We start from the raw sequence: 26361 nt of genomic DNA on the forward strand, positions 1-26361 counted from the left end.
CCCTGCGACAGAAAATGAACTGCGGGAGTGATAAGCAAATGCTGCAGCTTATTCGGCGGGTCAACGACATTCTCCTAAAAGGCGCCGGTTGGGGCACTGTTTTTTTCATGGCCGTAATGGCTATCGTGATACCCTACGAAGTTTTCGGCCGCTGCCTGCTGGCCAGGATGTCCACCTGGTCGGGCGAGGTATCCACCTTCTCGCTCGTGTGGGCGTCGATGCTCGGCGGCGCGGTCGGCCTGAGGAAGGGCTACCAGGTGGGGATGACGGCGGCGCTTGACGCTCTTCCGCCTGTGGTTGCCAAAATGGTCAGAGGCCTGGGCTTTATTTTTATGTTTATCTTTCTGGGGGTCATGATCTATTACGGGGCCAGTCAGACGCTGGCCAACGCGGCCCAGCGGTCGCCGGCCATGCAAATACCGATGTGCTACCCCTACGCCGCTCTGCCGGTAGGCTTTTTGCTCATGCTGCTTGTCACCATCGAGGACCTGCTGGTATTCCTGGGGTTGGGGCCAGCTAAGGAGGAACAGGCATGATCTGGCTGTTTCTGATCGCTTTTGTCGGTCTGCTGTGCGTGGGCATCCCTATCGCCATCGGTCTCGGATCTTCCGCTCTGGCTTATATCCTGATGTCAGGCGACGACATATCGCTGACCATCCTAACCCAGACAACTTTCGCCGGCATGGCGTCTTTCCCGCTGCTGGCCATTCCGCTGTTCATGCTGGCCGGCAACCTCATGAACGAGGGCGGCCTGACCCAGGATCTCGTCCGCTTCGCTCGCCTGCTGCTCGGCCATATCAGCGGCGGCCTCGGCCTTGCGACCATCCTGGCCAGCGCGATATTCGCCGCCATCTCCGGCGCGGCGGTGGCCACGGCAGTTGCCATCGGCATGGTGATGATACCGGCAATGAAGCAGGCCGGCTACGAAGAAGACGTATCGGCGGCCGTAACTGCCACGGCGTCCTGCATGGGGCCGATCATCCCGCCCAGCATCCCCTTCATCGTTTACGGCGTTATCGCCAACGTTTCCATCGGCGGCCTGTTCCTGGGCGGGGTTATCCCCGGCATACTGCTGGCGGCCGGTCTGATGTTTTATATGTACTATATCGCCAAGAAGCGCCGCTACCCGATCGAGCCCCGGTCTTCCTTCCGCGAAGTGGTTGTCGGCGCCTGGAAAGCGTTGCCGGCCCTGCTCATGCCGGTAATCATAATGGGCGGCATACTGAGCGGCGTGTTTACGCCGACCGAGGCGGCCGGCGTCGTTGTCGTATACTCGTTTCTGGTAGGGACGTTTTTTTACCGCCGGATCAAGTGGCACAGGCTGCCCGACGTGCTGCTGAACGCCGGCCTGGAGTCGGCGATGATCATGCTGCTGCTCGGCCTGTCGGAGCCCTTTTCCTGGGTCGTCGCGGTCGAGCAACTGCCGCAGCACATGATCGCAGCGATCAACTCCGTCAGCAGCTCGCCGATCGTCGTGCTGATGCTTATCAACATCGCTTTGATAATCATCGGCATCCCGATCGAGACGGCGCCGGCCCTGGTCATCGTCGCTCCGATGCTGGCGCCCATGGCCGTCAAGCTCGGTATCGACCCCATCCACATGGGGGTCGTGGTCTGCTTCAACCTGGTAATCGGCCTGATAACCCCGCCGGTGGGGGCGGTGCTCTTCGCGGTCTGCGGCTTGAGTAACATGTCGCTCGAAAAGCTGTCCAAGGCGATTTGGGCCCCCTTCTGGATTGCCTTGGCCGTCCTCGCTCTCATCACCTACATACCGGCCCTGAGCACCTTTTTGCCTAATTTGCTGATGTCGGGGATCAAATAGAAGGAAAGCGAAAAAAGCGGAAGCGGAGTGACGAAAACATATGAGCAAAAAGAAAGTGACCATCCCGGAATTGCAGGAAATGAAAAAGACGGGCAAGAAATTCAAAATGATCACCGTCTACGATTACCCCTTCGCCAGGATTGTCGACAGTTCGAACCTTGAAGTCATATTGGTCGGCGACTCCCTCGGCATGGTTATCCAGGGCCATGACGGCACCGTGCCGGTGGAAATGGACGACATGCTGTACCATGTTAAGGCCGTCCGCCGCGGGGCGCCCAACACCTTTATCGTCGGCGACATGCCCTTCATGTCGTACCAGGTAAGCCGCAAGGAGGCGATCCGCAACGCCGGCAGACTGCTGAAGGCCGGCGCAGACTGTGTCAAAATGGAGGGCGACATGCGGGTGGTCGACAAAGTCGCCGCGGTGGTCGGCGCCGGTGTCCCCGTCGTCGCCCATATCGGCCTTACCCCCCAGACGGCGGCGATGTTCGGCGGCTTCAAAGTGCAGGGCAAATCCGCCGAAGCGGCGGAAAGCCTGCTGCTGCAGGCGTTGGCCATGGAAAAAGCGGGGGCGTTCGCCATCGTTCTCGAATGCATCCCGGCAGCGTTGGCCAAGATCATCGACGAACGGCTGTCGATTTGCACCATCAGCTGCGGCGCCGGCCCCCACGCCACGGCTCAGAACCTCAACGCCTACGATGTGCTCGGCATCTTCGACAAATTTGTCCCCAAATTTGTCAAACAGTACGGCCAACTGGGCGGACAGATACTCGAAGCCTTCAATCAGTGGGGCCGGGAGACCGACGAAGGGCTTTACCCGGAAGCCAAACACTGCTTCACAATGAACGAGGAAGACCTGAAACGCCTTTACTGAGCGGGAATGAGCGCCGCTCCCCCAATCTGACCAGGATGGTGAAGACTGATGAACAACCGGCAATTCAGCTTGAAATACGGGAAGACCGAACTGCCGCTGAGCATCCCCGCGGATCGACTGGTATGCGAAGTTGTGGGAAAGGAGGTCTCGCCGCTACCGGACCTTGAAAAGGCCGTCCGCGAGGCTCTTGCCCGGCCCATCGACGCGCCGCCTCTCAGGGAGATCGCCCGCCCCGGGGAAAAAGTCGTCATAACTGTTAGCGACATAACCCGCAGCTGGCAGCGGATGGACCTCGTCCTGCCGGTAATGCTGGCGGAGCTGAACGCCGCCGGCGTACCGGACGAAAATATCACCATCCTGATCGTCGTCGGCGCTCATCGCAAAAACAGCGAGCGCGAATTTATCGAACTGTGCGGCGAGCGTGTCTGCCGCCGTGTCCGGGTGCTCAATCATGACGCCTGGGATGACGCCAGCATGGTTTACCTCGGAAAAACCAGCCGCGGCACCGAGGTGCGGATCAACAGGCTGGTGACCGAGGCGGACAGAGTTATTCTCACCGGCGGCATAATCTATCACTATAACGCCGGCTTCGGCGGCGGGCGGAAAAGCGTCCTGCCGGGGTGCAGCGCGGTGGGGACGATCCAGCAAAATCACCTGCTGCTCTTGGGACCGAACGTCGGCGACGGCTCCGACCCTGACTGCATGTCGGGAAAGCTGCGGGGAAACGCGGCCCACGAGGATATGATGGAAATCGCCGCCTTCGTCAAGCCGGATTTCATTCTCAACATCGTCCCGACCTCCGGCGGCGGGGTCGCCGGCGTATTCGCCGGCAACTGGGTATCGGCGTGGCTGGCGGGCACAAAGCTGGCGGCCGAGCTATACGGCGTGGAAATACCCGCCAAGGCGGATATCGTAATAACCACGGCAGGGGGCTATCCCAAAGACATCAACCTGTATCAGACCGGGAAAACGATGGACAACGCCTGTTACGCCGTGAAGAAAGGCGGCGTGGTTATTCTGCTCAGCGAATGCCCGGATATCAGCGAACCGCCTGAATTCGCCGACTGGTTCAGACTCGGCGATAAGCTGGCGGTCGAAAAAGCGCTCCGGGCCGACTTCTCCCTGCCGGGGATGGTGGCGCTCAAGGAAATGGAGTGCAGCGACGTCGCGACCTTCATCATGGTGACCAGGCCGGAAAACTTCGACCTGGTCAAGAAGGCGCGAATGGTACCCGCCGGTTCGCTGGACGAAGCGATGAATTTCGCACGGAAAAGATGCGCGACACCCAGGCCGAAATACATCGTCATGCCCCAGGGGGCGAACACTCTGCCGCTGATCGAGGGAAAGGCGCACATCGGCTGATTGGCCGGGTGCCTGGCTTGCTCATCAACCGCGCCCTGCGCGCCTAAAGGAAACGAAGGCTTCGCTGATAATGCGAAGCCTTCGTTTCCTTACTGTTATCGCACTGTTATCGCGGCGGCTCCACCAGCCACCCCTTCTTCTTCATGAGCTTCAGCAGAGTTCCGCCGTATTTGGCGATTTCCTGGTGGTGCGCCAAAAAAATCTTCCCGACGTCTTCGCGCACGGCGACACTGATGAGCAGGCTGGTTTGCGCCAGCGCGCCCGCAAGGTCGTGATAAACGCACATGGCGATTTCCTGGTCGGAAAACCTTGCCCCTGCGGGGATATCGCTTCTGGCCGCCTTGGGATTTGCCGGCGAAGCGGGCGGCGGCTCAACGCCGTTTTCCAACAGGAAAGCTTCCAGGCTAGACACCTCTTTTTTGACCATGTTCTCAGCTATGTCCGCGAGGTAATCGGCCAACTCCGCGTCATCGGCATGATTTCCGAGCAGTTGGTACTTCGCCTGGCAACCTTTGGCCTTCAGCAGATGGTCCCAGATCAGGAACCTTTCGCCCGCATGCAGCGGCGGCTGTTCCTGCAGGCCGGGGAAAACGCCGGTGATAAGACTCACGGCCGACACTCCTTCACGCGAAATTCATATCAGAGTGTGCCTCGCCGCCAAGTAAAATATGCGTAAGCCGGGAATGATATCAGTGACTTTGCTCGGAAAAGGAGGATCGCCATGCTGGGGAACGCCGCGCCTAATTTTTGCGCTCAGGCATTCTGGGCCGGGGCCGAAAAACAAGTATGCCTCAATGATTACAGGAGTAAGTGGCTGCTCTTGCTATTTTACTCCTCGGACTTCAGCTTTGTCTGACCGACCGAACTGGCGGCAGTTGCCGACCTTTACCAGGACTTCGCAGACAGCGGCGCGGACGTCGTCGCCATAAGCACCGACAGCATCCTGGCGCACAAAGTGTTTCACGAGACATCACCCTGCGCCCGGAAAACGAGCTATCCCCTCGTCTCCGACCGCGACCAGCAGATATCGCGCTCCTACGCCGTGCTTTCAGAGAAAGGCACCGCGTATCGCGCCACCTTTCTTGTCGACCCGCAGGGACGGATCCGCCATTATGCGGTCTATCCCGACGAGGTCGGTCGCGCCCCGTCCGAAATACTCAGGGTACTCAAGGGACTGCAGCACTTCGACAGCACCGCTGAGCAGGAGCCGGCCTGGTGGCAGCCCGGCATGAACGGAATCGTCGCCGAAATTGGACTCGCCGGACGAATATAGATATGGGGAAATTTTCTGTTCGCTACGTTGACAAACCGGCAGTCGCGTGCTATCCTTATAATGAAATATATTTCATAAATATCCCCGGTGCCATTCGCGAGACGTTCTTCGGCAAGGGTAAAAATTTTTTACGCAAATTATGAAATATGTTTCAAAAAATTAAGAGAGGAGGGTCTGTATGCCCAGAGGAGATGGAACCGGCCCGATGGGTATCGGGCCTAACGGCTGGGGCCGGGGCGGGTGCTTCGGCCTGCAGGGGGGCGGCGCTTTCGGCGCAGGCTTCGGTTTCTGCCAGGGCCTCGGGCGGGGCATGCGGCGCCGTCAAGCGATGCCCTATCAGCAAGCAGCCCCGAGCGTCGACATACTGGAAGAACGGGCCGAGATGCTGGAAAAGCAGGCGGCCGCCTGCCGGGCGATGGCCAAAAAGGTCAAAGACGCCGATCCCAAGCCCGAATAAAGGGGGAACCAAGGGTGATTGTGAGCATTGCCAGCGGCAAGGGCGGAACAGGCAAAACCACCGTTGCGCTCTTGCTGGCGGCGGCTCGTCCCGGCGCCACAGTGGTCGACTGTGACGTGGAAGAGCCCAACTGCCACTTATTTCTGCAGCCTGGCCGGGGCGAAGAGCGACAAGTCACCGTGATGCGGCCCAGCTTAAATACCGAACTGTGCGACGGCTGCGGCCGATGCGCCGAAGTATGCCTGTTCAATGCTTTGGCAATCACCGGCAAAAAGGTGCTGTTGTTCGATGAGCTTTGCCATGGCTGCGGCGGGTGCATCTTGGCTTGTCCCCCAAAAGCCGTGAGCGAGGCCGCCAAACCGATTGGCGTCGTCCGCGCCGGCGCGGCCACGCGCAACAGCGCGGGAACAAAGCTGATCGACGGGCTGCTGGATGTCGGTTCACCCACCGCGAGCCCGCTTATCAAGGCGATGAAAGAGACTTTGGCGGCGCAGGGCGACATCATCGTCGACTGCCCCCCCGGCACGGCCTGTTCCATGGTCGCGGCGGTCGCCGACAGCGACTTCTGCCTGCTCGTGACGGAACCGACCCCGTTCGGCCTGCACGACCTTGGCCTCGCGGCGGGGGTTATAAAGCTTCTTGGCATTCCGGCCGGGGTCGTGATAAACAAAAGCGACGGCGGGGCATGGGACGACGCGGTGGCAGACTGGTGCGCCCAGGAAGGCATCCCCATTCTGGGACGGATACCTCATAGCGAGGCTTTTGCCCATGAATACGCCGAAGGGCGCATCTCTCCCGAATACCTCGCCGACGCCCGGGCAATATGGGGCAAACTGGGCCGGGAAGGTGACTGCCGATGAAAGAACTGGTAATAATGAGCGGCAAGGGCGGCACCGGCAAAACAAGCATCAGCGCCGCGCTGGCCTATCTGGCTCCGGAAAAGGTGCTGGCGGATTGCGACGTCGACGCCGCCAACCTCCACCTCATGGTCGGGGCGAGGCAGCGGGAAAGTCACGGGTTTGTCGCCGGCTTCGAACCGGAGGTCAACGTGACGGAATGCGTCAAGTGCGGCCGCTGCACCGCGCTGTGCCGCTTCAAAGCGATCGACAACGGCGCGATAACCTCGCCGTTCGCCTGCGAAGGCTGCGGCGTATGCGCCTTCAACTGCCCCGCGCACGCAATCTCCATGCGGGACAAAAGCGCCGGCCGCTGGCTGGTTTCCGACACCCGCTTCGGAACCATGGTTCACGCCGAGCTGGGCCTGGCGGTGGAGAATTCCGGCAAACTGGTGAGCAGGGTCAGGCTGGAGACCAAGAAGCTGGCGGAAAAGCAAAAGGTGCCGCTCATCATAACCGACGGACCGCCGGGCATCGGCTGCCCAGCCATCGCCACCGTCACCGGCGCCGACCTGGTACTGGCCGTCGTCGAGCCGTCGCTGAGCGCCATGCACGACCTCGAACGCCTGCGCAACCTCTGCGGTCATTTTAAAGTACCCATTGCCGTGTGCATCAACAAGGCGACCCTGAGCCCGGCCAACACCGGCGCCCTAAAGGAATCGCTGGCGGCGAACGACGTCCCCGTCGTCGGGGAAATCGCCTACGACAGCGTCTTCAGGACGGCCGTCCAAACCAGCCGCACCGTTATGGAAATCGACAATATAAAAGTTCAGGAAAAAATACTCGAACTATGGTACAACCTATCCGCGCTGCTGGGCGTCACCCACAATGAAAGCGTCGTCCACAAACTCGATCGCAAACTGAAATCCTTTGCGGGGTGGGTTTAGCGTATGAGAATCGCGATAACGGCAAGCGCCGACAGCCCCGACTCGCTCGTCGACGGCCGCTTTGCGGCCGCGCGTTATATTCTCATATTCGACATGGCTGACGGGCGGTGGGAAACCGTCAAATGCTCGCTCTGGTCGCGCCAGCAGAAGCATAGCGGCCATATCAGAGCCAGCATCCTGAAAGAAAAGGGCATCGGGGCGCTGGTATCGGGAGGGATCGACCCGATCTCTTTCAAAGAGTTGGGCAAGCGGGGCATCAGCATTTACCAGGCCCCCGAGGCGTCGGTGCGGGAGGCGGCCGACATGCTCGCCCACGACCGCCTGTTAGCCCTGCAGGTGCCTGACGCCATCGACGTTTCCAGGCTGGTCAAAAAACGTTCCGGCGTGCCTGTATAAGCAAAGGAACGACGCCTTCGCCCGGCTCGTACCCCTAAGATTCGAAAAAAGAAAGGTGATGGAAAAATGACAATGACAATCGCTATTCCTCTGGCCGGCGGCAAACTCTGCTCGCATTTCGGGCACTGCCAGGAGTTTGCCTTCGTCGGCGTGGCAGACGGGAAAATCACCGGTGTAACCAAAAAAACGCCGCCGCCGCACGAACCGGGAGTATTTCCGGCGTGGCTCGCCGGCGAAGGCGCCGACACCATTTTGGCCGGCGGCATGGGCGAGCGGGCCCAGGCGCTGTTCCGGCAGAACGGCGTCAAGGTCGTCTGCGGCGTAGCGGCCGGCGCGCCCGAAGAGGTCGTCGAGGCTTACCTCAAAGGCACGCTGGTTACAGGCGCCAATCCTTGCAACCACGACGAAGACGGGCACCAATGCCACGGGGGGTGAGCTGATGAAAGTCGTAGTAACCGCCGGCGGGCCGGGCCTTGAAGAGCGGTTCGACACCCGCTTCGGGCGGGCGGCCTACTTCATAGTCTGCGACCTTGAGAACGATTCCTGGGAAAGCCACCCTAACACCCAGAACCTTGAGGCCGCCCAGGGGGCCGGCATCCAGGCCGCGCAAAGCGTCCAGCGCCTGGGAGCATCCGCCCTGATTACCGGGCATGTCGGCCCGAAAGCGTTCAAAGTGCTTGACGCCAACGCCGTCAAAATCTTCTCCGCCACAGCCCAGACGGTCGGGGAGGCGCTCAGCGCGTACAAAAACGGCCTGCTGTCGCAAATGGCGGCGCCGGACGTGGAAGGGCACTGGGTCTAGGACAGCCGGCAGCCGTGCATGCCGTAAAGCAACCGACCCCGGCCAGGCGGGATTAGCCGCTTGGCCGGGCTGAGTACGGCATCCAATAATCCCGCTTGGCGGCTTCAGCCTGCATTTTACCGAATCGCGACGGGAAAAGCAGGTTATTTGTATGTTCTGCAATAAACTATATAATGTGCAAATATTTTTGCCCTCCGAAAGGAGCCTTATCATGTATTCGGATACTGTCATGGAGCATTTCATCTCGCCCCGCAACATCTTCATCATGTCCGACCCCGACGGGGTGGGGATGGCGGGTGAACCCGGCTGCGGCGACACCTTCAAAATGTTTATCCAGGTACAGGGAGAAACAATTGCCAATATCAGCTTTCTGGTTTTCGGCTGCTGCGCGGCTATCGCCTGCGGCAGCATGACAACGGTGCTGGCGAAGGGCAAGACGATCGGTGAGGCCCTGAAGATAACGGAACAGAATGTCGTCGACGCCCTGGACGGGTTGCCGGAGGCGAAGCAGCACTGCTCGAACCTTGGCGTAAGCGCGCTCAGGGCGGCGATCGAGGACTACCGCGGCAAGGAAGGCAAAGAATCTGCTGACCGCCGGATTGACGCGTCCGCTGCGGAAAAACGGTGATAATAGGTAAAGGAGAATACATCATGTCAATGCTGGAAGAAGCGAGAAGGGAGCTCATCCGTAGAGCGGCCGAAGGGAAATGGGACGAGAACGAGCAGGTTCATATCGTTTCGGCGCGCAACCTCACGCCTGAAGAGGCGATCGGCAAACCCGACCGCGACGATTATCCGCTCCTCAAGGGTAAAGAGGTCATGATGGAGGCCCGCTACCGCGACGGCGTCGGGCAGGCGTACACCGACCAGCCAGGGCACTTCAGCGGCACCCTCCGCGAGGTGCTGCACATGCCGCTGGACACGAACTTCCGCCGGGCGGTCTTCGTCGCCACCCTCAACGCCGTCATGCGCAGCCTGCAGCAGGTGGAGGCGACGGTCCACTGCAAGGACAAGGAGCCGGCGCTGTGCGCCCAGCAGCTTCCCGCTCACATCGAAAATACATACGGCCGCGCCAAAATAGCCTTCGTCGGCCTCCAGCCGGCTCTTATCCAGTCCCTGGTCGACGCCGGCTTCGAACTAAAGGTGACCGACCTCAACCCAGATAACGTCGGCCAGACCCGCTGCGGCGTGCGCATCGACGACGCAGCCCTCAACGCCGACAACGCCCGCTGGGCGGACATCGTGCTATCGACCGGCAGCGTTCTCGTCAACGACACCTATCACGAATTGCTGCAAGGGAAACCGGTGATCTATTACGGCGTTACCACCGCTGGACTGGCGAAGCTGTTCGACCTGCCGAGATTTTGCTACTGCGGGCGGTAATCGGCAAGCCCCGGCGACGGCTTGAAAAAAGGAGGATTTAAACATGAGCAACAGCACCGATGGGAAACTGGCCGAGGCGGTCGAGAATGTGAAGCTCTTCCTGAAAGCGGCTTTCGGACTCGAAGAACGCGCCACGGCATATGTCAGGAAGCAGGCCATCGATGACATGGACAACTACATGCTGCTTTGCTTCTCCGACCTGCTGGGGCTGCCAAACCCCGTATCTTACTACACCCTGGAAATGCTGCCGTATCTGGCCGAAGACCTTGTTACCTGGGAGAGGCGGATCGCGAACCGAAACAGCGTGGTCAACGACCGCTGGGGCGATTTTTGCTGCTAGGAGGCTTCAGGAAAATGAGTAGGATAATGTTTTTCGGCGGCAAGGGCGGCGTCGGCAAAACGACGTCGTCCGCAGCCTACGCCTTTCACTGCGCAGACCAAGGGCTCAAAACGCTGCTTGTTTCCACCGACCCCGCCCACTCGCTGGGCGACATCTTCGAGCAAAAAATCGGCGCAACGATCAAAGAACTGAACCCTTGCCTGCATGTCCTGGAAATCGACCCTGAGCAGGAAAGCCAGAAATACATCAATGACATCAAAGACAACATGAAAAAAGTCGTCAGCCCGGTCATCATCGAGGAGATAGAAAAACAGCTCGACGCAGCGTACGTTTCGCCCGGCGCGGAAGAGGCGGCTATTTTCGACCGGTTGGTGGACATCATCACCCAATACAGCGAAGAATACGACAAAATCGTCTTCGACACCGCGCCAACGGGTCACACCCTGCGGCTGCTGTCTTTGCCCGAGCTGCTCGGCGGCTGGCTCGACAGCCTGCTGGCCAAGCGGGAAAAGGCGCTCAGCCTCAAAAGCATGATGGATTTAGGCAACAAAAACAAACACGAATATCTGCTGAACGATCCGATCATCGGTATCCTCAATCGGCGCAAGACAAACCTTGAACGGGCCAGGAGCATTCTTATCGACCAAAAGCTGCTCAATTTCGTCTTCGTCATGAACCCGGAGCGTCTGGTAATCGAAGAAACGAAGAAAGCGGTGCGGGTGCTGGAAAAATACAGCATCCCGGTGAACAGCATCGTGGTCAACAAACTGTTGCCCGACAACCTGCAGGACGACTTCTGGAAACAGCGCAAGGCGCTCGAATCCTCTTATCTGCAAGAAATCGAGCAGGCCTTTGCCGGTAAAAACATCGTGAAAATCCCTCTGCTGAACGCCGACGTGAGAGCCGCGGATTTGGCGCGGATCGCGCCCTTCTTTGCCGAAGTAGGCTGAGCTGTAGAAAAACGGCATTGACCGCATAATAAGTAATTATTATCTAAAAATAATAATTACTATTGCATAATTGCGGAGCGATATGCTAAAATTATCCTCGACAACACTAAAGGGGGTAATTACATATGCAAAGCAAAAAAATGCAAGACGCTTTCAACGACCAAATCCAGGCCGAGATGGCTTCCGCGTACCTCTATCTGGCGATGGCGGCTTATTGCGAGGGCAAAAACCTCAAAGGCTTCGGCCATTGGCTCCGGGCTCAGTATAACGAGGAAGTCGGCCATGCCATGAAAATGTTCGATTTTGTCATTGAGCGCGGCGGGCAAGTCGTACTCAAGTCGATCGAAGCCCCTGCGGCCGATTTCGGGTCTCCGCTGGCCGTCTTTGAAAAGGTTCTGGCCCATGAACAGCAAATTACGGCCCGCATCAACAGCCTCTATGAGCTGGCGCTTGCGGAAAAGGACTACGCCAGCCAAATCTTCCTGCAGTGGTTCATCACCGAACAGGTGGAAGAGGAAGGCTCGGCCGGGGAAATCATCGAGAAGATGAAGATGGCCGGCGACAAAGGCAACGCGCTGGTTTGGATCGACAAGGAGCTGGGCAAACGCTAGTTTTGCCGGCTGAAGACCGGGGTTTACGTCCGGGCCGGAATGTCCGGGGCGACCCCGGTTTTTTTTCGCCGTTTAATCCCTAGAGGAATCCGGACAAATTTGTGGAAGATATATGCGTTTTTGTTGATGAAAATGGCCTGAGGGCCAATCTGGAGGGAGACGCCGTGTACAACGTCGGAATTTTTCTGTTCAAAGACGTCGAACTGCTCGACTACGCCGGTCCTTACGAAGTATTCTCCGTCACTTCCGAGCTGAACGACCACAAGCTGTTCAGGGTATTCACGGTCTCGGAAGACGGCGCGGCGGTGAAATCGGTCAACGGTTTGACAGCCTTGCCGGATTACGGGTTCGGCAACCACCCGCCAGTCGATATTTTGGTTGTTCCCGGCGGTGTGGGCACCAGGACCGCGTATAAGAACGAGGCTGTCTTGGACTGGGTGAAGCGGGTTTCGGCAGGCGCACAGATCGTCATGTCGGTATGCTCGGGCACCAGGTTTCTCGGCGCCGTCGGCCTGCTCGACGGGAAGGAGGCGGTTACCCACCACAGCGTGATCGGCAATCTGCAAGAGATTGCGCCCGCGGCGATCGTCGTCGCGGATAAAAGATTCACCGACAACGGCAAGGTGATGACCTCCGGAGGAATATCGGCCGGGATTGACCTGTCCCTCCACATTGTCACGAAACTATACGGCAAAGAAACCGCCGCTAAAACAATCAAGTACATGGAATACGGCGACTGGCGTACGCTATGATCAGCCGCCCCGGGCGGGCTGGCGACACGGAATTTGCCGTAACCGACGAAGGGGGAACCCGGAAGACCTGCAGGTCTTCCGGGTTCCCCCTTCTTATGCCCCAGCCGCGGCGCCGTCAGATCCACTCGAGCCCCGTGTCGGTCAAATCGCCGCCGGCGTTGCCGGTATTAAGCGTTCCCGCGGGCTCGATCAGCAGAATCCTGCACTCCTCGCGGCAGTATGGCCGATGCTCGACCCCCCTGGGAATCACCACCATCTCCCCTGTGCCCAGCGAGAGCGTCCCGTCCCGCAGCTCGATCCACATCCGGCCGTCGATCACCATGAAAACCTCGTCGGTCTCCGGGTGGCTGTGCCAGATGAATTCCCGCTTCATCCTGACAAGCTTGAAATGATAGTCGTTCATCTGCGCCACCAGCTTATAAGCGTGTAGCTCGCCGATCCTCGAAAACTTCTCCGAAAAATTGACCACAGCGATACTCATGCCTTCTCCCTCTCTAATAATGTTTTTAGTCCCCGATGGTGCGGGCAACTCCTGCGGCACAGATTGCAAGCATAGATGAAACCGCCGCCCTCGCTATACCTGCCGCATACGCTGCGGCACTTGCGCTGCTCGATCGACGCGCCGTCCAGCGCCTTGGCCGGGCAGGCGTCCAGGCAGATGCGGCAGTCCGGCTCGCAAGTTAGGTATTCGGCCGGCCGGTCGGCGGCCAACTCCCGGTCGACGAGCACGGCGCCTAGGCAGAGCAGATTGCCGAACTTGTCGTTAACCAGCAGCGTGTTTTTGCCCATCCTGCCCAGTCCTGCCCGCACGGCCGCGTGCTTCAGCGACAATATCCCCTGCCCGTGCCGCCGGCCTTCGTCCCAGTACTCGTACGGCTCACGCGACGGAACGGCGATGGCCCGGCTACCCAGCCGGTCAAGCTCGGACGCGATCCGGAAAGCTGCGGTATCGACCTGATCGGCCGCCTTGAACATGGCAAAAGTATATGCCGCCGCCGACGGAGACGCGAAAACGCTGGCGGGGAACTGCTGCGCGATCACGATAACGCTCCTGCAGCCCCCGAGGACAGCGGTGGGGTGGAACCCGGCCGGCGCGTCCACGAACCGGTCCACCGGGGCTATCCCGCACAGGTCCGCCCCCAGGGCCGCCGCCCGCCGTTTCACCTCATCGGCGCTGATGGTCTGAATCATTTCTTTCCTCCCGCCATCATAAAAAATTTCCTGGACCCCTGTTGAAAAACATATTATCATAGGGGTATCGATAGGTAAAATTGATAATATTGATAAAGTTGTTCGGAATTTTTGATGGATGTGAAAACCGTGGAAATCCGGCAGTTGAAAACCTTCGTCACCACCGCCAGGCTGCTGAGCTTCACCAAAGCCGCCGACGAGCTCGGCTACGCCCAGTCCACCGTCACCGGCCAGATCCAGGCGCTGGAGGAAGAACTGGGCGTAATGGTGTACGAGCGGTTCGCCAAACAGATAAAACTGACCAAGGAAGGCGAGCGCCTCTACGCTTACGCCACCCAGATCCTTGCGCTGTCCAGCGAGGCCAAGGACTATGTAGCGAGCGCGTCCACCCCGCGGGGGGTGCTGACCATCGGCACGGCCGAGTCCCTCTGCCTTCACCGCCTGCCCGGCGTCTTCAACACCTTCCGCGCCCTTTGTCCCCAGGTGGAAATAAGCATCTGCTTCGACATCGGCAGCGACTATCGCGCCCTTGTCCGCAAAAACCTGATCGACCTCGCCATCTTCTTCGACGTCCCCTGCTGCGAACCCGACCTCATCACTCACGTGCTGTTCGAGGAACCCATGACCGTGATCGCCGCGCCGTCCCATCCCCTGACCGGCAAGCCACGGATTTCGCCCGGGGACCTGAGCGGCGAGGCGCTCGTGCTCACGCCCGAAGGCTGCACCTACCGGCGGATTTTCGAAAGCATCCTCACCCAGGCCGGCGCGAGGCCATCCTCTGTCATGGGCATCAGCAGCAACGAGGTCATAAAAAGATTCGTCGGCGACGGTTGGGGAATAGGCTTCCTACCGCGCGTCGTCGTGGAGCATGAACTTGCTGCCGGCCACCTGGCGGCGCTCAACTGGGCGGGGCCGCCTTTTTCTATCAACGCCCAACTCACCTACCATAAAAACAAATGGCTTTCCCCGGCCCTCAAAGCCTTTATCGGCGTGGCCCTCGAGCAGATGCCCGCAGCGAAGGCGCAAAGGGAAGCGCCCGCCTGATGAGACCCCATTCTTGGCTGAATGCATAAATATCCTGTGGTATAAACGAATAGCTTATGACACCGCAGCTCATAATATACATACGCTCTCCATAAAAATTGCTGGAGGTGGCTGATATATGGGCAAGGTTATGTCGGAAGAAACGAAAAACAAACTGGCCCACGACCTCGGCTTCGGCGACAAGGTCGAAGACGGAGACTGGAGCGACGTCACCACCGGCGAAGTCGGCTCCATGGTCCGCGAAGCTATCAAGCGCGGCGAGCAGGCGATGGTCGAGGAGGCCGGCGAGGCCAGGGCGAACGGCATGGCCCATCAGAACGGGGAATAATTATGAACCCGGAAGCTTGTTTGGGCTTCCGGGTTCATAATTATTATTATTTATCAGTAATATAGTTCCTGCTGGTCAGCGATTCTGGCAAGATACCACAGTTCAAGAAAAGGGAGGAAGGTTTTCAAAAAAATATTGCTACTAAAATAGAAGCATGCTATAATTTTTGTAGCGACAAAAGTGTTATTGAAAGCAGGTGGGATTATGCCAGTGATAACGGTCAAAATGAGAAAAATTCCCGCAGAAAAGAAAAAGGAATTGATTGAGAAGTTGACTGCTGCAGCAACTGAGGTAACCAATGCTCCGGCAAGCTCGTATACTGTCTTTATTGAGGAGTATGAGCTTGATAGTATTGGCATCGGCGGACAGCCGTTATCTGAAAGATTGGCGAACCGGTAAAATACATACGTTATCGCTTTGGGATATGCTCCCCTTTGAACCCCTTTGCATCTTCGGGGAGCATTATCGATACCCAAAGGATGGCTCGCGCGCGTTGGGTAATAGTCCTGGCGTTAGGAGGAGTTAACGTGTCAATTCCTTTTCCCGGAAAACCTGTCAGAGGGTCTAAGTCGGGCAACCCTATCATGGCTCTTTTTGATCTTTTAGGTAGAAGCTGGGCGATGGGGATTATCTGGAGTTTGCAGAAAGGTACCGCAACTTTTAGAGAACTCCAGGAGAGGTGTGAGACTATATCGCCTTCGATATTAAACCATCGGATCAAAGATCTAAGAGAAGCGGATATTATTGAGCGTACGCTGGATGGCTATCAATTGACCCAACGGGGAAGAGACCTTATGGAATTGCTGCTTCCATTTAAGGAATGGGCACTTGTATGGTCCGAAGAGGTCTTTAACTATAAAGAGCACCCTGCATTTAATAAAAGGGAAGAATAGGGCTCAACCAATGGACTGAAGGGTTGCCTAAGCCTGTTATGGCTTTGATTGTCAACACAGCGCTGAGAACTGTTTACAAGAAAATGGTAGTATTAGCGGCGTTTATTCAGGCGAAACAGGGAAAGAACGGGAACTGGAGAATCATTTGCGGTCATTGTTTCCCAAGGTGAAGCAAGAGGCTGGGGTGGAGGAATACATATTGCATTCGGCAAAGTCAACTCCCGGGAAATTTTTCTTTTACGAGAAATACAAAGATAGACAGGTTTTGGAGTGCCACATGAACACGGCGTATTTGAAAGAAGCGTTTGGGAAGTTTGAAGAGCTGGTTAGCGGGGAACCGCAGGTAGAACTCTATGAAATTGTTGACTCTATTGCCGATTAATGGGCGAGAAGAAAAGGTGAAGAAGGCATGTATGTCATCTTGTTGAAATATGTTAAACCGTTGGCGGAAATCGATAAGCTGCTTTCAGAGCATGCGGATTTTTTAGAACGGTTTTATCGGTCAAGGAATTTTATTGTTTCCGGTCGCAGAAATCCTAGAACAGGCGGTATTATTCTGGCGAATGCCGATAACGAACAAATGGTATGGGATATAATTCGGCAAGATCCTTTCTATCGAAGCGGGGCAGTGGAATATGAAGTGATTGAATTCATACCAAGCAAGTATATTCCGGAGGTTTCTTCGTTAGTAAATAAATAAACTAATATCGGTCATGATCTTTCAAAAGGCAGGGTACTCTTGTTTAGGCAATGCGGCGGGGGAAGCCTTAGCCGTCTATTACAATGGCGAGATCATAGCCGTCGAGTCACGCGGTGTTAAATATTCCCCCGGCCACTCAAGTACCCGTAGGCACAAAATCAGTGGCTGTACCTGACCAGCCAGCAAGGGATTAGCGGATGGTGCCAATGCAGCAGCGAGAAAAACGACCTCGGCGGTCGCTGGCGTATAAATAATGCCGTATCCGCAGGCGGCTCGGCAGATTTAAATCCGATCGTATTCGACCAGTATTCGAAGTTTCAAAGGCTGACAACGCTAATATTACCTTAGGGTGGCAAAACAAAGAACCCGAAAGTCAATTCACGCGGCTTTCGGGTTCTTTCCTTTCCGGCGTTTCGATGGTTCAATACGTGTTGATTACTTCAATAGCGTGCTCTAGTTCGGCATCTTCACCCCGGGCTACTTTCAGCGCGTTCTCCCTGGTCATAGGCGTACGGATAGACGGTGAAATTCCCCCTACCCCGCCGCGGCTGTCAATCTGGACCTGCCTGTTTTTGTCTAGCGATTGTCCATAGGGCCAATGCACCTCTAAATTGCCCGGCAGTTTCGCTTCTCCTCCGGCCAGGCCAAACGATCCATGGGTTCCGTAAAAGCCAACCGTTTCTCCCCTTGGCGCATTTTTGATTCCCATTGCCAACCCCTCACCCGAACTTACGCACTTTGAATTGATCAGCGCTACGACCAGGCCGCGAAAGAAGGGGGTGCCGGGTTCGATATATAACCCGAGATCCGGCTCTTTTGTTTGGCGCTCATCACCCGCCAGGATTTCCCTAGCACCGGTGGCCGAATTAAAGCTGTTCTGGTATTCATAGAGGGTTTTCTCGGGGTAGAACGACGCCAGCATGTCAGCCACCATCGAGTCTAAGCCGCCTACATTATTGCGAATGTCGATAATCAGACCTTTGACATTGGCAGCGTTGAATTCATCCAGGGCTGCCCGAAACAAGCCAAGCGTAGAGGGAACCTTGCCGGTGTTTTGAAGATCGGCATCAAATTCGCCCCAGAGTTTTATATAGCCGATATTGCCGCCGAGGATTTTCTTTTCGATCATTGATTCGGGCGGTTTCTGGGGATTATCGGCACCTACGATCAATTGCCTTAAACCGTCGGAAACAATAGTTGCAGGGTAAATCTGGGTTAACGACTTACCTTTGTCGTCATAGGCGACCACCGTTATGTTGGCTCTCTCGCCGTTATTGTCAAAAACAAGGGAGGCTTGGGCATGAATCGGCGCGCGCGTAAGATACCGCACCTGCTGGTTGGCGAGTTCCTCTGCCGTGGCTGAGTTGGTACCAAAAATCGTTGATACATGATGCAAAGCAGTTTCGACCGGCAGGCCATTCCATTCGATCAATTCCGCACCAGCCCGTAATCCCTGCGCATAGGCGGCGCTGGTTTCGTCGACCCAGCTTGCGATTACTTTGCCATCTGACAGTTTCGTTGCGGAAAATCCGAATCCGCCGCCGATAAATTTATTGTCGATTGATCCAATAGAGGTCATGCGGACATGCCCATCGGGTATGGAGTGTACGTACTCTCGTAACGCCAGATAATAGGCTGCGAAGTCTTTCGAAGCCTGGGCTCGCTTAATCCTCGGCTTGAACTTGCTATAAAGCGCCGGCCAGTCGACTCCCTTCCAGTCAGTAAATGCGTATTCACGGGAAAGCTTCCCGTGGAGCTTGTCGAAAGCTTCGCTCCATGCCAGTTTGCTGAAATCTTCCGGCATCGGCGCCTGGTATGCGGGCTGTGCAAAAACGCTCCCTATGGCCATTCCGCTGAAGGGAAGGGCAAAAAACAGCATCAGAACTACCAGTGATAATCTCCCTAAATAAACGAATCCACTGCCAGTTCCTATACTCATGCTATTCCTCCTTGTTCTGGCCGCGCCTAAAAGCGCGGCGGAGTCTTGTGCCAAGCACCCGGAAAATTTGTCCTCGACATATTTCCCTATCAAAATCGTTATGATATAGCACTTCGCATTATTTCCACATTGTTCCTCTATCTAACCTTGAGCCTAAAGAAAAGTATTGTCCCCCTTGGCCGCTCGACTTGGAGCGGCACTTCCTTACAGAACAACGGAGAAAAATGGGAATGTTCCGATGAAATATTAACAGAACCAAGTCGAAGCAAGAAATATTAAAGGAGGCTTATAAGTCTGATGCAAAAAATACTAATCGCCTTTTTGGCGCCCTTGGTTGTCCTGGGGTCTTTCGGCATTAGCCTTCCAAGGCGGGGCATTGCAGTTAGTGCAACAGGGTGAGAAAAATTGCGCCGGGTTTGACCTGAGTAATGATCCATTATCCGGATTAAACCTTAGCAATATCAACCTGCATGGGGCAAACCTGCGTGGTGCAATCCAAAAAGGTGCAAACCTGTCTTGCGCAACCCTGACAAACGCGTATCTGTATTGAGCCAACCTGACCGGCGCCGACCTGTCTGGAAGCAAGATGAATTTAGCCGAGCTGGGGAGTGCCAACCGTAGCAATGCCAACGGCGAGGCCAGGGCGAACGGCATGGCCCATCAGAACGGGCAATAAGAGTAGTGCCCGGAACAGCAATGTCCCCGGGGGAAAACCGATGGAAATGCTCCCGAATTTGTCGGGAGCATTTTTGTTGTGGGAATATACCTCGCGCTTACAGAAATATGGAAACGGTGACTTGCAATATCGTACTATGGGTAAAACCATACCGGATGGTATAATTCCCATAAACAATGCGAGGAGCACGCGGCATTGACGGCATTGAATATTGCATCTCTATTGGGATATTGCGTTATAGTCACTTTCACCCCCGGACCTACCAATATTGTAATATTGTCGGGTAGCTACAATTTCGGCATAAAAAAAACGCTGCAATTTGTATACGGCGCGACAGCGGCTTTTGTTGTGCTGCTTTCCTTTTCTGTCATTCTGAGCGGCTTGCTTATGGCGGGCATGCCAAAGATTCTGCTTGTGATGCAGGCGACCGGCGGCATTTACATGCTGTATCTTGCCAGGCTGATTTACGGCGCGGACGGAGCAAATACCAGCCCCGGGCAGGCGTTTACCTTCGTCGGCGGCTTTCTCATGCAGCTTGTCAATCCCAAGGTTATCATATTTACGATGACGGTTATCCCGAGCTTTATCATGCCTTACGATACCTCGGTGACCGGCTTGGCAATAGCTGTGGCCGCGGTAACAAGTATCGCCTTTATGGCAATGCTGACATGGGCGCTGTTCGGCGCCGCCTTTAAAGAGCGTTTGCAAAAATATCGCAAGACGGTTAATTTAATTATGGGGCTATTCTTAGTTTATTCCGCAATCATGATGTCCGGAATAGTTGACCTTATTAAGGGGTGATTGTTACGGAACGGTTCATCTATAATAAATGGGCGGATATCACCGTATTATCCGCGAGCTTCACCGACTTTGCCTATAAAAAGCATTGTCATGAAGAATATGCTTTTGGCGTAACGGTAGCTGGGGTTCAGCAATTTTACATTGATGGCAGCTTGGAATTATCTTATCCACACGGGGTTATGCTGTTCAACCCCGAACAAGTGCATGACGGCATGGCGCAAGACAAGACAGGCCTTAAATACCTGATGCTGTACATCGAACCTCAAGTATTTCTGGAGTTGCTCGAACAAAAAGACATCGTCCGCTTTTCCGCCCCTGTTGTATATAACTCCACTCTTGAGCGGAGTATCATCAACTTAGCCAATGCCGTAATTAACGCCGCCGATGAAGCCTACTGCGATGAACTGCTTGTGGCATTTTCGCATAACTTTGGCGGGGCGAATTTAAATACGGCCCATAAGAAAGAAGACGCCGCGATCAAAAAAGCGAAGGAAATGATGTATTACAACCTGGATGACGTTTTGAGACTGGATGACATTTGCCGGGAACTAAAGATATCAAAATTTAAATTTATAAGATTTTTTAAAGCTAATACAGGTCTTTCTCCTTATCAATACTTTTTAAACTGCAAGGTTTCGCATGCGAAGCGGCTAATAGAAGAAAATCGGGATGTCTATAAAGCAGTGGCCGATTGCGGCTTCGTTGATTTAACCCATCTAAACCGGCATTTTAAAAGTGTCTTCGGAGCAACTGCATACGAATACTTAATTGAACGGGGCCTGGACTAACCACACCTGTGACATAACGGCGCATCACCTTAAAAGTAAAGGTCGCCGACTTGGGTTCGTCACCCCTTCGCAAGACCTCGCCGTGACCATCTACCCGCACCCCAGCCTTTCGGAGACGGTGATGGAGAGCGCGCACGGGACATTCGGCGAGCCGGTGCGCCGGATGTGGCTTGCTGTTGAGAAAGAGAACCTGTCCCGGAAAACAGGGCAGGCTCTTTGTGCTTATATTGGCTGGGCTGATTTGGTATAATAGGGTTATTCCTGTAAAGATTGGAGGCAAAGTCATGGAGCAACTGGAATTCATTTATAAGCGCCATAGTGTGAGAAGCTTCGAGGATCGGCCGGTCGACCGGGATCACATCCGGGAGATGATCAAGGCGGCTACTTATGCGCCGTCAGGCAAGAATATGCAGAACTGGCATTTTGTCGTTATTACCGACAAAACAAAGATTGCGGCAATCGTCAAAATCGTGGAGGAGGTCAACGCCAGACTGGCCGCGTATCTTGCCGACGAGGCCAAACGCAAAGCGTTCCGGGGCATGTTGCCTTACCAAACCGTATTCAAAGGGGCGCCCGCGCTGGTTCTTGTTTACGCAGGACCGTACGAAACTATTGCCGACCAGCTTTTGGAGGCAGGCATCATGCCGCGGGAAGAGGCGCTGGAATATAAAAAGCCCAATCCCGGCATCCAGAACATTGCCGCCGCGATGGAAAATCTGCAGCTCGCCGCCGCCAGCCTCGGCTACGGTACCTGCTGGATGACCGGGCCCACTTACGCCGCCGAAGAAATTTCCCGATACATTGGGTTTGCCAAAGACGGCTATTATCTTGCCGCCATGACTCCTCTCGGGGTGCCGGCTTCCGGCAAATGGTCGTATCCGGCCAGGAAGCCGCTGGAGGAAGTACTGACAATAATTGAGTAGCCGCGAAGCGAGGGATTGGTCCGGCGTCACCACGGCCACCGGTTAAGGCTTAAAGTCAATGCCCGGAACAGCAATGTTCCGGGCATATTTCATATCGCCGGCTGCAGTTTTGAAAGAGACAATAGAATGACTGGTTAAAAATTAGCTACGAACCCAAACGAAATCCCATGGGCATTATAAGAAGGATTATGGATTTGCGAATGCAAACCGTTGGAAACATGCATCAGCATATACCCGATATTCAGCGAGGATTCCGAGCTGAATTTATAGATAAGCCGCGGTCCGATCCGCCACATGAAATTATAATGTTCGCCGCCGACCGGGAACCGCTTGTTATATACAATGAATCCGCCGCTCATATCCACTGCCACAGTCAGTTTGCCGGAACGGTGCGTTTCGTTGCGGACCATGAAAACAGGGCCGGCGCCGACGGCCGAACTGTCTAGGGACTGAATTTGTTCATGAGGCAGTATACTCCCGCGCACCCGGGTGATCGTAATGCCTCGATACACCGACCTGTTTTTCGTTTCCGATATTTTACCCAGTATATGCAACGACACGGTATCAAGATCACGGGATTTTCCTGTCGGCTTCAAAAAATCCCACTCCATCTCAAGCCTGGAGTCGGCCGCCTGGCAATATGACACTCCCGGCAGACACATAAAGAAAAAGGTTAAAACAATGACTAAACAGATCGTTCTGGGCATCGCGATACTCCTATTGTTGTTTTCGTTTAGCAACAGAAATCTAGCATATAAATAACAATAGTTTCCATAAAAGAAACTAACAATAGTATTCTGTACGGCGGTTTATTTTTCCTTTATGGAAAAACAGTTCAACGACATCATATGGCCGTATATAACCGCAGGCAAAGATGGCGCGGCTTTCCATTCGACTTTATCCGCCGTAATAAACAATGAGAAGCGTTCATATGTTTATTAAAAATCAGCGGCGGAGGTGATTTGAGAATGGCCCGACAAGAACAGGAAGAGCATACAAAGCGCTGGTGCGCGCTGCCGGAACCCTATCCCAAGCCTATGGTTGTACAACCGAATCTGTATTATGCTCAACTTCTTCTCGAAGACTATGCCGGTTCACTAAGTGAAATGACAGCGATTAATCAGTACTCTTATCACTATCTGATGTTTGTGGGTGAATACGAAGAAATTGCTCACCTGGAAGCATGTATCGCAATTATCGAAATGTACCATCTCGAACTGTTGGGTGAGACCATCAAACTGCTGGGAGTAGAACCGAAGTACAGGACGATAACCGGAAACTGCCAAACCTTTTGGGATGCGTCCCATGTATTCTACGGCACAGGACTATATGACAGACTCGCGGCTGACATCGCCGCCGAAAAACTGGCTATAAAGCAGTATCGAACGCATCAGGGGCTCATCAGCGACAAATATATTAATATTCTCCTGGAGCGGATCATAAAGGATGAGGAACATCATCTAAAACTATTCCTTCATGCAGCCGCCCGCTTTTGCCCCGATTTATTCAGAAATATTGATGAAGAAAAACCAGGTAATGCATGATCGACTAGCAAGAGGCGCCCTGGGCAATCCCCTGTTCCCGCAAAACCGCGGCGCAGCCCGCCGGATCTCCGCAACAAGACCCGAAGTCGCCTGAAATCCCAGGGGAACTTATTTTCCGCCTACGCTTACATTTTTCGACCAAAATTTGTTATAATAAAGATGTTGCTTGTAGTCTTAACATAATGGGAGTGATGGATCATGCCCGACTTCGGGAACTCTTTTTCCGGGCTTGCCAAAGACCGTAAGCTTACGGAACAGGAATTGATAAGAGCAATACGCTTTATGGTCGCCGCTGAATACGAAGCTATCCAGCTATACATGCAGCTGGCGGAATCGACTGACAATAAGCTGGCGAGCGAAGTGCTGAAAGATATCGCCGATGAAGAAAAGGTCCATGCCGGCGAGTTTCTGCGGTTGCTCAAAGAGCTTGCTCCTGACGAAGAAGCGTATTATGCCGAAGGAGCCCAAGAGGTTGAAGAAGAAATAGCCAAACTGAAAGGCAGTAAATAGGCCTGACATGTTTTAGCCAGGGAAATATAGGCCCCGGAGGTCTCGCCAGACTTCCGGGGCCTTAACCATTTCGGCTGACAAACTCCAATAATATTTCGATTTTGCCGCGTCCCATAAGGGATTTGATAATCATTTGTAGAAGTAAGAAAATATTAGCAAAAAACCGTTGCTGAGGGGGATATAAAACATGGCTGCGATCAAAGTAATGGTTGTCGACGATTCTCCTTTTTCCCGGACGATACTAACGGATATTTTAACAGAGGGGGGCTATGAAGTCGTAGGAGAGGCGGAATCGCTGGAATCCTTGGTCGAAACATACAGCCAATGCCGGCCTGATGTCGTGACAATGGATATCGCCATGCCTGACGCCGATGGGTTCGAATGCACCAACGTCCTGCGGCTGCATGACCCGGCGGCGAAGATCATCCTCGTCAGCTCGATGAAGGACGAAGAAACCGAGGCTGAGGCCCGGCGCATCGGGGTAATGGGGTATGTCCAGAAACCGGTCGAGGCCGAATCTTTGCTAAGGGTAGTCGAACGCGTCGTGTCCCCGGATACCTTGTATCAGGATTTGGAAACCTGGGGCATTGACATGTTCAAGGAGGCGTTAACCCAAAGCATAACAAGGATGACGAAAACGACGGCGACAATTTCCGAAGAAGGCCAGGGGGCGCAAATTTCATCGCGTGGTTTGACGGTCGTCATCGGTATCAGCGGCCAGTATCCGGGGACAATGATTCTCGACCTGCCTATGGAACAGGCGGAAAAAATGGCTGAGGTCATTCTGCGCCGTCCGGCCAAAAAAAGCGACGAGGTCGTGGCGATGCTCGCCGAATTCGCCAATGTCGTCGGCGGCGTGGCCTGCTCGCTGATCAACAAAAAGGACAAACAGTATAAACTGCGGGTGTCGCCGCCTAGCGTCTTTTACGGTACGCCCACCGAGGTAGTCAGCCCCAATTTGCCTGTCCGCAGCCTTATTGCCGATACCGATTTCGGACGCATTCGTCTCAGCGTCGGCTTCAAGAAAGGATCAGTCTTATGGATGTAAAAACTATCAACCCTTTGCTGGATGCGTTTGCGAACGTTTTGCCGCAGATCGGTTTCCAGACCGTAGTCAAAAAGGCGGTATCGCTTGCCAACTCGGTCGTTAACAGCGGGGTCATTATCAATATCGGTGTAACCGGCCCCTTGAACGGCGTAATTATGATCGACATGGCTTCCGACGCGGCCAAACTCTTTGCCTCGAAGATGATGATGGGGATGGAAGTCCCGGAGCTGACCGACCTGGCGCAAAGCGCCTTAAGCGAGATGGGCAACATGGTTTGCGCCAACGCCTGCACGCAATATAGCCTGGCGGGCATCAGCGGTCTCGATATCTCCCCGCCTCTATTGCTCGTCGGCAAGGACGGGCGGGTCAGGCTGCCTGTTACCAAAGCGCTGGTAGTCGACTTGCTGGTCGATGAAATTGCTGTCAGGGTCTATGTAGGCCTTCGGTAGCTTTATTTGACGCGATGACATGCAAAGAAGGGCCAATCCAGGGGGAAGCGAGGACTCTTGTCGCTGCCTCGAGCTGACCAAAAGCCCCCGGTCTTTATCGTCCTGCCGGCGCATACGGCCAATTTCCTCTCCGGGAAATTACAATTGGCTATTTACTCTTTTTCCCATGTGATTATAATGGTTATATCATAACGGCGACAGGGAGGAGATAGCATGGCTGCGCACTTCGAGCAGATGACCGACAGGCACGAAAAGGAAGTAATGGATATATTCAACTATTATATCGAAAACAGCTACGCCGCTTACCCCGAACAACCCCTTCCGTACGGTTTTTTCGGCAAGTTCCTGGAAATGACCAAGGGCTACCCGGCCAAGGTGATAAGCACCGGCGCGGACGGCAAGATAATCGGCTTTTGCTTCCTGAGAGCCTACAATCCTTTGCCGGTGTTCAGGGAAACAGCCGAGGTCAGCTATTTCATCGCCAAGGAGGAAGTCGGGAAGAGTATTGGCCGTGAGGCCTTAAAAATATTGGAGGCCGAGGGCAAGCAAATGGGGATCAATAATTTTCTGGCAAGCATCTCGTCCCTTAACCGCCAAAGCATAGAGTTTCATAAAAAGAACGGCTTCGTGGAACGGGGCCGGCTTATAAATGTGGGCAGAAAAAAAGGCATACTATTCGACGTGGTCTGGATGGAAAAAGAACTCGGCTAAACCATCCCCAC

General features: G+C 54.9%; 36 protein-coding genes. 31 read left to right on the forward strand and 5 right to left on the reverse strand.

Going from position 1 to position 26361, the window contains the following annotated elements; all coding sequences use genetic code 11:
• The first annotated feature begins 38 nt into the window (after positions 1–38).
• The 4 genes from Q4T40_01795 to larA are packed head-to-tail and all read left to right on the forward strand — an operon-like array spanning position 39 to position 4058.
• The gene (locus tag Q4T40_01795; protein MDT8899966.1) at positions 39–536 is read left to right on the forward strand and encodes a TRAP transporter small permease; all 498 of its coding nucleotides are present in this window, start codon (positions 39–41) and stop codon (positions 534–536) included.
• Positions 533–1822 (forward strand): TRAP transporter large permease, encoded by a 1290-nt coding sequence (locus tag Q4T40_01800; protein ID MDT8899967.1) that lies wholly within the window; start codon positions 533–535, stop codon positions 1820–1822. The genes Q4T40_01795 and Q4T40_01800 overlap by 4 nt, the downstream gene beginning before the upstream one ends.
• 40 nt (positions 1823–1862) lie before the next feature.
• On the forward strand, positions 1863–2696 hold the full coding sequence (gene panB, locus Q4T40_01805) for a 3-methyl-2-oxobutanoate hydroxymethyltransferase (protein MDT8899968.1): 834 nt from the start codon (positions 1863–1865) through the stop codon (positions 2694–2696).
• A gap of 48 nt (positions 2697–2744) precedes the next feature.
• A complete protein-coding gene (gene larA, locus Q4T40_01810; GenBank protein MDT8899969.1) occupies positions 2745–4058 on the forward strand; it encodes a nickel-dependent lactate racemase in 1314 nt (437 codons plus the stop codon).
• Between the two features lie 106 nt (positions 4059–4164).
• Here larA and Q4T40_01815 read toward each other — a convergent pair whose 3' ends face one another.
• Entirely contained in the window at positions 4165–4668 is a 504-nt protein-coding gene (locus Q4T40_01815; GenBank protein ID MDT8899970.1) for a DUF3231 family protein, read from the reverse strand.
• A 111-nt stretch (positions 4669–4779) separates the two neighbouring features.
• Here Q4T40_01815 and Q4T40_01820 point away from each other — a divergent pair, with 111 nt between their 5' ends.
• From Q4T40_01820 to Q4T40_01880, 13 genes are all read left to right on the forward strand, one after another.
• On the forward strand, positions 4780–5331 hold the full coding sequence (locus Q4T40_01820) for a peroxiredoxin (protein ID MDT8899971.1): 552 nt from the start codon (positions 4780–4782) through the stop codon (positions 5329–5331).
• A 178-nt stretch (positions 5332–5509) separates the two neighbouring features.
• Positions 5510–5788 (forward strand): DUF5320 domain-containing protein, encoded by a 279-nt coding sequence (locus tag Q4T40_01825; GenBank protein MDT8899972.1) that lies wholly within the window; start codon positions 5510–5512, stop codon positions 5786–5788.
• Between the two features lie 14 nt (positions 5789–5802).
• Complete coding sequence (locus tag Q4T40_01830) at positions 5803–6648, forward strand: ATP-binding protein (GenBank protein ID MDT8899973.1); 846 nt, start codon at positions 5803–5805, stop codon at positions 6646–6648.
• Complete coding sequence (locus tag Q4T40_01835) at positions 6645–7571, forward strand: ATP-binding protein (protein ID MDT8899974.1); 927 nt, start codon at positions 6645–6647, stop codon at positions 7569–7571. The genes Q4T40_01830 and Q4T40_01835 overlap by 4 nt, the downstream gene beginning before the upstream one ends.
• 3 nt (positions 7572–7574) lie before the next feature.
• Positions 7575–7967 carry a NifB/NifX family molybdenum-iron cluster-binding protein gene (locus tag Q4T40_01840; protein ID MDT8899975.1) on the forward strand — a complete coding sequence of 131 codons (393 nt, stop codon included), beginning with the start codon at positions 7575–7577 and terminating at the stop codon, positions 7965–7967.
• 66 nt (positions 7968–8033) lie between these two features.
• Positions 8034–8402: a NifB/NifX family molybdenum-iron cluster-binding protein gene (locus Q4T40_01845; protein MDT8899976.1), complete on the forward strand. Its 369-nt coding sequence runs from the start codon at positions 8034–8036 to the stop codon at positions 8400–8402.
• Positions 8403–8406: 4 nt separating this feature from the next.
• Positions 8407–8769, forward strand: a complete 363-nt coding sequence (locus Q4T40_01850) for a NifB/NifX family molybdenum-iron cluster-binding protein (protein MDT8899977.1) — start codon at positions 8407–8409, stop codon at positions 8767–8769.
• 211 nt (positions 8770–8980) lie between these two features.
• Positions 8981–9397 (forward strand): iron-sulfur cluster assembly scaffold protein, encoded by a 417-nt coding sequence (locus tag Q4T40_01855; protein MDT8899978.1) that lies wholly within the window; start codon positions 8981–8983, stop codon positions 9395–9397.
• Positions 9398–9420: 23 nt separating this feature from the next.
• Positions 9421–10152, forward strand: coding sequence for a DUF364 domain-containing protein (locus Q4T40_01860; GenBank protein ID MDT8899979.1), 732 nt, complete (start codon positions 9421–9423; stop codon positions 10150–10152).
• 43 nt (positions 10153–10195) lie between these two features.
• Positions 10196–10492: a hypothetical protein gene (locus Q4T40_01865; protein ID MDT8899980.1), complete on the forward strand. Its 297-nt coding sequence runs from the start codon at positions 10196–10198 to the stop codon at positions 10490–10492.
• A 14-nt stretch (positions 10493–10506) separates the two neighbouring features.
• Positions 10507–11442: an ArsA family ATPase gene (locus Q4T40_01870; GenBank protein ID MDT8899981.1), complete on the forward strand. Its 936-nt coding sequence runs from the start codon at positions 10507–10509 to the stop codon at positions 11440–11442.
• Positions 11443–11567: 125 nt separating this feature from the next.
• Positions 11568–12053: a ferritin gene (locus Q4T40_01875; GenBank protein MDT8899982.1), complete on the forward strand. Its 486-nt coding sequence runs from the start codon at positions 11568–11570 to the stop codon at positions 12051–12053.
• A 164-nt stretch (positions 12054–12217) separates the two neighbouring features.
• Complete coding sequence (locus Q4T40_01880) at positions 12218–12805, forward strand: DJ-1/PfpI family protein (GenBank protein ID MDT8899983.1); 588 nt, start codon at positions 12218–12220, stop codon at positions 12803–12805.
• 115 nt (positions 12806–12920) lie between these two features.
• Here Q4T40_01880 and Q4T40_01885 read toward each other — a convergent pair whose 3' ends face one another.
• Positions 12921–13286, reverse strand: a complete 366-nt coding sequence (locus Q4T40_01885) for a cupin domain-containing protein (protein ID MDT8899984.1) — start codon at positions 13284–13286, stop codon at positions 12921–12923.
• Positions 13283–13996: a hypothetical protein gene (locus Q4T40_01890; GenBank protein MDT8899985.1), complete on the reverse strand. Its 714-nt coding sequence runs from the start codon at positions 13994–13996 to the stop codon at positions 13283–13285. The genes Q4T40_01885 and Q4T40_01890 overlap by 4 nt, the downstream gene beginning before the upstream one ends.
• 114 nt (positions 13997–14110) lie before the next feature.
• On the opposite strand from Q4T40_01890, the gene Q4T40_01895 reads away from it, so the two are divergent.
• The 6 genes from Q4T40_01895 to Q4T40_01920 all read left to right on the forward strand — a co-directional run bounded on the left by Q4T40_01895 (position 14111) and on the right by Q4T40_01920 (position 16961).
• The gene (locus tag Q4T40_01895) at positions 14111–15040 is read left to right on the forward strand and encodes a LysR family transcriptional regulator (GenBank protein ID MDT8899986.1); all 930 of its coding nucleotides are present in this window, start codon (positions 14111–14113) and stop codon (positions 15038–15040) included.
• Positions 15041–15158: 118 nt separating this feature from the next.
• Positions 15159–15368 carry a small, acid-soluble spore protein, alpha/beta type gene (locus Q4T40_01900; protein ID MDT8899987.1) on the forward strand — a complete coding sequence of 70 codons (210 nt, stop codon included), beginning with the start codon at positions 15159–15161 and terminating at the stop codon, positions 15366–15368.
• Positions 15369–15572: 204 nt separating this feature from the next.
• Entirely contained in the window at positions 15573–15767 is a 195-nt protein-coding gene (locus Q4T40_01905) for a 4-oxalocrotonate tautomerase family protein (GenBank protein MDT8899988.1), read from the forward strand.
• A 128-nt stretch (positions 15768–15895) separates the two neighbouring features.
• Entirely contained in the window at positions 15896–16261 is a 366-nt protein-coding gene (locus Q4T40_01910; GenBank protein ID MDT8899989.1) for a helix-turn-helix domain-containing protein, read from the forward strand.
• Positions 16262–16352: 91 nt separating this feature from the next.
• A complete protein-coding gene (locus Q4T40_01915) occupies positions 16353–16643 on the forward strand; it encodes an antibiotic biosynthesis monooxygenase (protein ID MDT8899990.1) in 291 nt (96 codons plus the stop codon).
• A gap of 27 nt (positions 16644–16670) precedes the next feature.
• On the forward strand, positions 16671–16961 hold the full coding sequence (locus Q4T40_01920; GenBank protein ID MDT8899991.1) for a YciI family protein: 291 nt from the start codon (positions 16671–16673) through the stop codon (positions 16959–16961).
• A 421-nt stretch (positions 16962–17382) separates the two neighbouring features.
• On the opposite strand, the gene Q4T40_01925 is transcribed toward Q4T40_01920, so the two are convergent.
• Complete coding sequence (locus Q4T40_01925; protein ID MDT8899992.1) at positions 17383–18900, reverse strand: S41 family peptidase; 1518 nt, start codon at positions 18898–18900, stop codon at positions 17383–17385.
• Positions 18901–19771: 871 nt separating this feature from the next.
• Between Q4T40_01925 and Q4T40_01930 the strand changes: the two genes are divergently transcribed.
• The 3 genes from Q4T40_01930 (at position 19772) to Q4T40_01940 (ending at position 22088) form a co-directional block, all read left to right on the forward strand.
• Entirely contained in the window at positions 19772–20377 is a 606-nt protein-coding gene (locus tag Q4T40_01930) for a LysE family translocator (protein MDT8899993.1), read from the forward strand.
• Entirely contained in the window at positions 20374–21165 is a 792-nt protein-coding gene (locus tag Q4T40_01935) for an AraC family transcriptional regulator (GenBank protein MDT8899994.1), read from the forward strand. Before Q4T40_01930 ends, Q4T40_01935 begins: the two co-directional genes overlap by 4 nt.
• A gap of 284 nt (positions 21166–21449) precedes the next feature.
• Positions 21450–22088, forward strand: coding sequence for a nitroreductase family protein (locus Q4T40_01940; GenBank protein ID MDT8899995.1), 639 nt, complete (start codon positions 21450–21452; stop codon positions 22086–22088).
• A gap of 134 nt (positions 22089–22222) precedes the next feature.
• On the opposite strand, the gene Q4T40_01945 is transcribed toward Q4T40_01940, so the two are convergent.
• Positions 22223–22795 carry an acyloxyacyl hydrolase gene (locus Q4T40_01945; GenBank protein MDT8899996.1) on the reverse strand — a complete coding sequence of 191 codons (573 nt, stop codon included), beginning with the start codon at positions 22793–22795 and terminating at the stop codon, positions 22223–22225.
• Between the two features lie 261 nt (positions 22796–23056).
• Here Q4T40_01945 and Q4T40_01950 point away from each other — a divergent pair, with 261 nt between their 5' ends.
• From Q4T40_01950 to Q4T40_01970, 5 genes are all read left to right on the forward strand, one after another.
• Positions 23057–23632, forward strand: a complete 576-nt coding sequence (locus tag Q4T40_01950) for a ferritin-like domain-containing protein (GenBank protein ID MDT8899997.1) — start codon at positions 23057–23059, stop codon at positions 23630–23632.
• Positions 23633–23830: 198 nt separating this feature from the next.
• A complete protein-coding gene (locus Q4T40_01955) occupies positions 23831–24142 on the forward strand; it encodes a ferritin family protein (GenBank protein MDT8899998.1) in 312 nt (103 codons plus the stop codon).
• 187 nt (positions 24143–24329) lie between these two features.
• Complete coding sequence (locus Q4T40_01960) at positions 24330–25190, forward strand: response regulator (protein ID MDT8899999.1); 861 nt, start codon at positions 24330–24332, stop codon at positions 25188–25190.
• Positions 25181–25639 (forward strand): chemotaxis protein CheX, encoded by a 459-nt coding sequence (locus tag Q4T40_01965; protein MDT8900000.1) that lies wholly within the window; start codon positions 25181–25183, stop codon positions 25637–25639. Before Q4T40_01960 ends, Q4T40_01965 begins: the two co-directional genes overlap by 10 nt.
• Before the next feature lie 213 nt (positions 25640–25852).
• Positions 25853–26350: a GNAT family N-acetyltransferase gene (locus Q4T40_01970; protein ID MDT8900001.1), complete on the forward strand. Its 498-nt coding sequence runs from the start codon at positions 25853–25855 to the stop codon at positions 26348–26350.
• Positions 26351–26361 lie beyond the last annotated feature (11 nt).

The sequence above is a fragment of the Selenomonadales bacterium 4137-cl genome, assembly GCA_032334055.1.
Classification (GTDB): Bacteria; Bacillota; Negativicutes; order Sporomusales; family UBA7701; genus Anaeroselena; species Anaeroselena agilis.

Bases quoted from the DNA above. Each gene is read 5' to 3' on its own strand.
- Q4T40_01795 (MDT8899966.1), top strand. From the start codon at position 39: ATGCTGCAGCTTATTCGGCGGGTCAACGACATTCTCCTAAAAGGCGCC.
- Q4T40_01800 (MDT8899967.1), top strand. From the start codon at position 533: ATGATCTGGCTGTTTCTGATCGCTTTTGTCGGTCTGCTGTGCGTGGGC.
- panB (MDT8899968.1), top strand. From the start codon at position 1,863: ATGAGCAAAAAGAAAGTGACCATCCCGGAATTGCAGGAAATGAAAAAG.
- larA (MDT8899969.1), top strand. From the start codon at position 2,745: ATGAACAACCGGCAATTCAGCTTGAAATACGGGAAGACCGAACTGCCG.
- Q4T40_01825 (MDT8899972.1), top strand. From the start codon at position 5,510: ATGCCCAGAGGAGATGGAACCGGCCCGATGGGTATCGGGCCTAACGGC.
- Q4T40_01835 (MDT8899974.1), top strand. From the start codon at position 6,645: ATGAAAGAACTGGTAATAATGAGCGGCAAGGGCGGCACCGGCAAAACA.
- Q4T40_01840 (MDT8899975.1), top strand. From the start codon at position 7,575: ATGAGAATCGCGATAACGGCAAGCGCCGACAGCCCCGACTCGCTCGTC.
- Q4T40_01845 (MDT8899976.1), top strand. From the start codon at position 8,034: ATGACAATGACAATCGCTATTCCTCTGGCCGGCGGCAAACTCTGCTCG.
- Q4T40_01850 (MDT8899977.1), top strand. From the start codon at position 8,407: ATGAAAGTCGTAGTAACCGCCGGCGGGCCGGGCCTTGAAGAGCGGTTC.
- Q4T40_01855 (MDT8899978.1), top strand. From the start codon at position 8,981: ATGTATTCGGATACTGTCATGGAGCATTTCATCTCGCCCCGCAACATC.
- Q4T40_01860 (MDT8899979.1), top strand. From the start codon at position 9,421: ATGTCAATGCTGGAAGAAGCGAGAAGGGAGCTCATCCGTAGAGCGGCC.
- Q4T40_01865 (MDT8899980.1), top strand. From the start codon at position 10,196: ATGAGCAACAGCACCGATGGGAAACTGGCCGAGGCGGTCGAGAATGTG.
- Q4T40_01870 (MDT8899981.1), top strand. From the start codon at position 10,507: ATGAGTAGGATAATGTTTTTCGGCGGCAAGGGCGGCGTCGGCAAAACG.
- Q4T40_01875 (MDT8899982.1), top strand. From the start codon at position 11,568: ATGCAAAGCAAAAAAATGCAAGACGCTTTCAACGACCAAATCCAGGCC.
- Q4T40_01885 (MDT8899984.1), bottom strand. From the start codon at position 13,286: ATGAGTATCGCTGTGGTCAATTTTTCGGAGAAGTTTTCGAGGATCGGC.
- Q4T40_01890 (MDT8899985.1), bottom strand. From the start codon at position 13,996: ATGATTCAGACCATCAGCGCCGATGAGGTGAAACGGCGGGCGGCGGCC.
- Q4T40_01895 (MDT8899986.1), top strand. From the start codon at position 14,111: ATGGATGTGAAAACCGTGGAAATCCGGCAGTTGAAAACCTTCGTCACC.
- Q4T40_01900 (MDT8899987.1), top strand. From the start codon at position 15,159: ATGGGCAAGGTTATGTCGGAAGAAACGAAAAACAAACTGGCCCACGAC.
- Q4T40_01905 (MDT8899988.1), top strand. From the start codon at position 15,573: ATGCCAGTGATAACGGTCAAAATGAGAAAAATTCCCGCAGAAAAGAAA.
- Q4T40_01920 (MDT8899991.1), top strand. From the start codon at position 16,671: ATGTATGTCATCTTGTTGAAATATGTTAAACCGTTGGCGGAAATCGAT.
- Q4T40_01925 (MDT8899992.1), bottom strand. From the start codon at position 18,900: ATGAGTATAGGAACTGGCAGTGGATTCGTTTATTTAGGGAGATTATCA.
- Q4T40_01940 (MDT8899995.1), top strand. From the start codon at position 21,450: ATGGAGCAACTGGAATTCATTTATAAGCGCCATAGTGTGAGAAGCTTC.
- Q4T40_01945 (MDT8899996.1), bottom strand. From the start codon at position 22,795: ATGCCCAGAACGATCTGTTTAGTCATTGTTTTAACCTTTTTCTTTATG.
- Q4T40_01950 (MDT8899997.1), top strand. From the start codon at position 23,057: ATGGCCCGACAAGAACAGGAAGAGCATACAAAGCGCTGGTGCGCGCTG.
- Q4T40_01955 (MDT8899998.1), top strand. From the start codon at position 23,831: ATGCCCGACTTCGGGAACTCTTTTTCCGGGCTTGCCAAAGACCGTAAG.
- Q4T40_01960 (MDT8899999.1), top strand. From the start codon at position 24,330: ATGGCTGCGATCAAAGTAATGGTTGTCGACGATTCTCCTTTTTCCCGG.
- Q4T40_01965 (MDT8900000.1), top strand. From the start codon at position 25,181: ATGGATGTAAAAACTATCAACCCTTTGCTGGATGCGTTTGCGAACGTT.
- Q4T40_01970 (MDT8900001.1), top strand. From the start codon at position 25,853: ATGGCTGCGCACTTCGAGCAGATGACCGACAGGCACGAAAAGGAAGTA.